This window comes from Thiocystis minor (genome assembly GCF_016653465.1).
In the GTDB taxonomy this organism is placed as follows: domain Bacteria; phylum Pseudomonadota; class Gammaproteobacteria; order Chromatiales; family Chromatiaceae; genus Chromatium; species Chromatium minus.
This window is the reverse complement of the sequence record NZ_NHSQ01000002.1, coordinates 1-5,453: the sequence shown is the minus strand read 5'-3', so window position 1 is coordinate 5,453 and position 5,453 is coordinate 1. Positions and strand designations below refer to the sequence as shown.

Sequence of the window (5,453 nt, the reverse complement as noted above, 5' to 3'; positions counted from 1 at the left end):
ACCGCCGGCGCCCTCATGGGCTCCAAGGCGCTGATCGAGGCCGTCTGGCCCTGGCGCAAGAACCTGGGCTCGACCCCGGCGCCCGAGACCGCCGCGCTGCTCGCGCGCAGCCTGCGCAGTCTGGTGGTACGGGTGCGGGCGCAGAACGCCTCGGCGCTGGCCATCGCCGAGGCCATGGCGGCGCATCCAGGGGTGGCGCGCGTGCTCTATCCCGGTCTGCCCGAGCATCCCGGTTTCGCCCTGGCGTCGAGCCAGATGAGCGGCTTCGGCGGCATGCTGACCCTGGAGATCGTGGGCGATGGCGCGGCGGCGAGCGCGGTGGCGGACCGGCTGCGGTTGTTCGCCCTGGCCCCCTCGCTCGGCGGGGTCGAGAGTCTGGTCACCCAACCCTGTACCACCACGCACCACGGACTGACGCCGGAGGAGCGCGCGCGGCGCGGGATCACCGACAGCCTGCTGCGTCTCTCGGTGGGCCTGGAAGACGCCGACGACCTGATCGCGGATCTGGTGCGGGCCTTGGGCTGAACACCAAGGTTTTCCCCAAGTATGGCTTGATGGAACGACAGACCCAGATGCCTCGATGAGGACACAACCCATGATTCCGCACATCCGCCGCTCCCCAGCCGGCCCAGGCAACGTCCCGCGCCGCGCCGTCCTCCTGGCGGCCGCGGCACTGATCGGTCTCCCGGCCGCCGCCGCCGACCCGATCCGCCGCGACCCGGACACCGGCGCCGCCACCTGGGAGGTCCAGGCCCAGGGCGTCACCCTCTCCATCACCCAGCTCCTGCCGGATCAGGTTCTGGCCTTCTACGTCAATCGCGGCTTCGCGTCCGACGCGGCGGCGGTCTTCGCCGGGGCCTGCGTCTTCATGACCGTGCTACGCAACCAGGCCGCACCCGGCGAGATCGACTTTCGCCTGACCGACTGGGAGATCCGCCAGGACGGCGAGACCCGCCGCCTGCCCGCGCTGGAGGACTGGCTGAAGCAATGGGAGCAGCGCGGGGTCAGCGCGCCGGCGCGTCTCGCCTTCCGCTGGGCGCAGTTGCCGCCGGAGCAGCGCTACGCCCCCGGCGAATGGAACCAGGGCATGCTGGCGACGGGACTGCCGCCCGGCAGCCGTTTCGACCTGATCGCCCGCTGGCAGACGGCGGGCCAAACGCAAACCGGGAGGATCGACGATGTCCGTTGCAACGAGTGATGCCGTGCGCCGGAGCCGGCTGGGCTTGGTGTTGTTGCTTGGGCTGCCTCTGCTTGGGTCGGGCGGGGCGGTCACGGCCGCCGATCTACCTGCCTTGAGCCACCGCTTCACCACCCTGCCCGAGCCGGTCACCGCGCCGCCGCTGCGCCTGGAGGATCTGGACGGGCGCCGCCACGACCTGACCGAGCTACGGGGCCGACCGGTCATCGTCAACTTCTGGGCCACCTGGTGTCCGCCCTGTCGCCGCGAGATGCCATCCCTGGAGCGCCTCTACCAGCAATGGCGCGAGCGCGGTCTCGCGGTGCTCGCGGTGGACGTGGGGGAGGATCTGGAGACGGTATTCGCCTTCACCGGGCAGCTCGACCCGCCGCCGATTTTTCCCCTGCTGCTCGATCCGGAGGGCGCCACCCTGGAAGCCTGGGGCGTCAAGGGCCTGCCCACCAGCTTTCTGATCGACGCCCAGGGCCGGGTCGTCGGCCGGGCGATCGGCGGGACCGAATTCGATCAGCCGGCGATCCTGGAGCACCTGGCGCCCTACCTCTCTGGAGCGGGCACGCCCAATGTCCAAGACGACGCACACTGACCCTTCTATTTCCCTGGAGCGACCGCCCGGTTCCGCCATGCCGCCAATCGTCTATCTCGACCACAACGCCACCACCCCCGTGGCCCCCGAGGTGCTGGAGGCCATGCTCCCCTGGCTGCGCGAGGGCTTCGGCAACCCGGCGAGCGATCATCCGCTCGGACGGACAGCGCGCGCCGCGCTGGAGCAGGCGCGCGCGCTGATCGGCGCCGCGCCGGAGGAGATGTTCTTCACCGCATCGGCGACCGAGGCCAACAACCTGGCCCTGCTCGGCGCGGCGCGGGCGCTGGCCGAGCGTGGCCGACACCTGATCGCCAGCGCCGTCGAGCATCCCTCGGTGGCCGCGCCGCTGGCGCACCTGGCAGCGAGCGGCTGGACACTGACCATCCTGCCAGTCGATGGCGCGGGCCGGGTCGATCCCGCCGATCTCGCCGCCGCCCTGCGAGCGGACACGGTCCTGGTGTCGGTCATACACGCCAACAACGAGGTTGGGACACTCCAGCCGATCGCCGAGCTGGCGGCGCTCGCGCGGGCAGGGGGCGCGCTCTTTCACTGCGATGCCGCCCAGTCCGTCGGCAAGATCCCGGTGGACGTCAACGCGCTCGGGGTGGACCTGCTGACCCTGGCCGGTCACAAATTCCACGCCCCCAAGGGCATCGGCGCCCTCTATCGGCGCGCCGGCACACCGCTCGCGCCCATCCTCTTCGGGGCCGGACAGGAGGGGGGCTTGCGGCCCGGCACCGAGAATGTCCCCTACGCCGTGGGTCTCGGCGCGGCGGCGATGCTGGCTGCCGGGCGCCTGCCGACGCTCACCGAGTGGCTCACCCGTCAACGCGAGCGGCTCCACGCCGAGCTGGCGGCGGCGATCCCCGGTCTGACGCTCAATGGCCACCCCGAGGCGCGTCTGCCCAATACCCTGAGCCTGGCCTTCCCCGGAGTCACCGGACGCGCGCTGCTGGCTCGCGCCCCCACGGTGGCCGCCTCGCTCGGCTCGGCCTGTCATGCGGGCGCAACGGCGATCAGCGGTGTGTTGGGGGCCATGGGGGTGGAGCCGGCGCGCGCGCTCGGCACGGTGCGTCTGAGCCTGGGCGCGGAGACGACCGACGCCGAGCTGGACGCTGCGGCAGCGGCGCTGATCGCGGCCTGGCGCGAGCTGACTGCAGGCTGAGGACCGACGCAGGGAGACGCATCCAGCATGAGCGCGCCATCGCACCCAGCGGAGCCGCCCGACGCCGACCCGATGGGCGCCGGCCTCTGGCCCTCCGCCGACTATCACCGCCAGGTCGAGCGCCTGCGCGCCGCCGTTGGCGAGACGGTCTATCTGGTCGAACTGATCGAGAGCCCCATCCAGCTCGGCGTGCATCTGAGCAGCACGCCCTTCGAGCTGCTGGGCGTCATCGACTTCCCGCGTCCCGACCCGACGCGCGGACTGGCTCCGCACCTGCTGCTGCTCGACGACGGACGCGGGGTCAACCTGGGCCGTATCGCCCGCGTCAGCCGCCGCCCCTTCGCGCCCGCGCCGGCGGATCTGCTCTATCTGGACCGGGCCGCGCATGAAAACCTGTTGTTCGCCGAACGGCGGCTGTCGCGCGACTTCCTCGCCCAACGCACACGCTTCGCGCTCGGCGAGTGCCTCGGCTATTCCCCGCCCGAGCTGGCCCGGCTCCTCTCCGGCCCATCCGACGACGAGACCAAAACGCCGTGAGCCGCGCGCCCGCCGAGTATCACGCTTGGTACGCGACCCCGCGCGGAGCCTGGATGGGCGGGCAGGAGCGGTGCCTGATGCTGGAACTGCTCGCCCTGCCGCCCGACTCGCGGGTGCTCGACCTCGGCTGCGGCACCGGCTTCTTCAGCGGCGCGCTCGCCGACGCCGGATTCGCGGTCACCGGACTGGACCCGGACCAAGCGGCGTTGGACTTCCTGGCGCGGCGCGATCCGCGCCCGCGTCTGGTCCAGGGCCGGGCCGAGACCCTGCCCTTCGCGGATGGCGCCTTCGACGGGGCGGTGGCCATGACCAGTCTCTGCTTCTGCGCCGATCCGGCGCGCGCCCTGCGCGAACTGTGGCGGGTCAGCCGGCGCGTGGTGGTGCTGGGACTGCTGCACCGGCACAGCCTGCTCCACTGGACCAAGGCCGGGCGCGGCGGCTACCAGGGCGCGCGCTGGGATACCCTGAGCGACGTGCGTGCCTGGACCCGCGACCTGACCCCCGTGCCCGCGCTCCAGGCCCACACCGCGCTGCTGCTGCCAGACGCCGGACCGCTCGCGCGCTGGATTGAGCACCCGCTCGCCGCGCGGCTGCCGCTGGGTGGCTTTCTCGCCGTCGCACTGCGCCGCGCTGGTCCAGCGGGCCGAGGCAGTTGTGCATGAGCCCAACGCCATCGCCTTTGGCGCATCGACAACAGACCCCATCAACTAACAGAGGAGAGCCCATCCCATGTCGTCATCCCATCGCGGCCGATCGAACGTCTGGCGTCACCTGCTCGTCATGACGGTGCTCTTGATCCCCGCCCTGGCCCATGCCGCCGCGCCGCTGCCCAAGCCCGAGCCGGTGTCCGAGCACGCCTGGGCCTGGATCGGACCCTATGGTCCGCCGACGGCCGAGAACCAGGGCTTTCGCATGAACTTGGGCTTCGTCGTTGGCACCGACGCGGTCGCGGTGATCGACAGCGGCTACGGCGACGCCATGGCACGCGCGATGCTCGCGCGGATTGCGACGGTCACGGATCGGCCGGTGCGTTACGTCATCAACACCAACAGCCAGCCGCACCGCATCCTCGGTAACGCCGTCTTCCACGCCGCCGGCGCGCGGATCATCGCGGCGGCCGAGGCGGCGCCGCGTATCACGCAGTCCGGCGCGGCCATGGCGAGCAGCGCCGAGTCCGTCCTGGGTCAGCCGCCCGGCAGCATCCAGCCCCCCGGCGCGTCCGACCGACTGATCGAGAACCCTGAAGAGCTGGACTTGGGCGGGGTCACCCTGCGGATCCTGCCTGTCGGGACGGCGCACACCCCCGGCAGCCTGGTGGTCGAAGTGGTCGAGGACCGGCTGGTCTTCGCTAGCGATGTGCTCTACGGCGGGCGTCTGCTGGCCGTGCTCCCGGAGAGCCGCACCGACGGCTGGATCGCCGCCTTCGACAGACTGCGGGCCTTCGGCGACGCCCGGTTCGTACCGGGGCACGGCCCGCCCGGCCCGCTCGGCGATTTCGAGCAGGCGACCGACCGCTATCTCACGACGCTGAAGGCGCACATGGACGCCGCCATCGAGTCCGGCACCGAGCTGCAAGAGGCGATCGACAGCCTGGATCAGTCGCCCTGGCACAGGCTGGCGGATTTCGACGCGCTGGCCGGACGCAATGCGCATCAGACCTATCTGGAGCGGGAGGCGGCGGCTTTCGAGTAGAGATGTGTCGGGAGGCCAGCGGCTCGGTGAGCGGGCGTGAATGGCGCATGATCCTTCGCCCACGTCGGCAACGCGCTTCGGTTACCCTGCTCGCGCCGCTCCATTTGCTCAAGCCACACGATGAAGCCCTGCTTCACGCGGCGACGATGCAGCCTGCCGATGCTTGAAACGGAGCTTCGTCCCGCGGGTGCCGATCGGGAAATGGACGATGCACGGTTCCGGGGGTGACTGCGCGCTGGCACTGACCAACCTCCCGAAGCGTCATGACGCGCGTTGCC

General features: G+C 71.4%; 7 protein-coding genes. All 7 read left to right on the top strand.

Annotated elements, in window-relative coordinates; genetic code table 11:
• A partial coding sequence (locus CCR95_RS00080) for a PLP-dependent transferase (RefSeq protein WP_201090768.1) occupies positions 1-525 on the top strand: 525 nt, incomplete at its 5' end.
• 70 nt (positions 526-595) lie between these two features.
• Entirely contained in the window at positions 596-1,198 is a 603-nt protein-coding gene (locus CCR95_RS00075; protein WP_201090766.1) for a hypothetical protein, read from the top strand.
• Complete coding sequence (locus CCR95_RS00070; RefSeq protein ID WP_201090764.1) at positions 1,179-1,781, top strand: TlpA family protein disulfide reductase; 603 nt, start codon at positions 1,179-1,181, stop codon at positions 1,779-1,781. Before CCR95_RS00075 ends, CCR95_RS00070 begins: the two co-directional genes overlap by 20 nt.
• Positions 1,759-2,946 carry a cysteine desulfurase family protein gene (locus CCR95_RS00065; protein WP_242522958.1) on the top strand — a complete coding sequence of 396 codons (1,188 nt, stop codon included), beginning with the start codon at positions 1,759-1,761 and terminating at the stop codon, positions 2,944-2,946. The genes CCR95_RS00070 and CCR95_RS00065 overlap by 23 nt, the downstream gene beginning before the upstream one ends.
• Positions 2,947-2,973: 27 nt before the next feature.
• Positions 2,974-3,483 (top strand): hypothetical protein, encoded by a 510-nt coding sequence (locus CCR95_RS00060; RefSeq protein ID WP_201090762.1) that lies wholly within the window; start codon positions 2,974-2,976, stop codon positions 3,481-3,483.
• Positions 3,480-4,145 (top strand): methyltransferase domain-containing protein, encoded by a 666-nt coding sequence (locus tag CCR95_RS00055; RefSeq protein ID WP_201090760.1) that lies wholly within the window; start codon positions 3,480-3,482, stop codon positions 4,143-4,145. The genes CCR95_RS00060 and CCR95_RS00055 overlap by 4 nt, the downstream gene beginning before the upstream one ends.
• A gap of 67 nt (positions 4,146-4,212) precedes the next feature.
• Positions 4,213-5,175 carry an MBL fold metallo-hydrolase gene (locus tag CCR95_RS00050; RefSeq protein ID WP_242522957.1) on the top strand — a complete coding sequence of 321 codons (963 nt, stop codon included), beginning with the start codon at positions 4,213-4,215 and terminating at the stop codon, positions 5,173-5,175.
• Positions 5,176-5,453 lie beyond the last annotated feature (278 nt).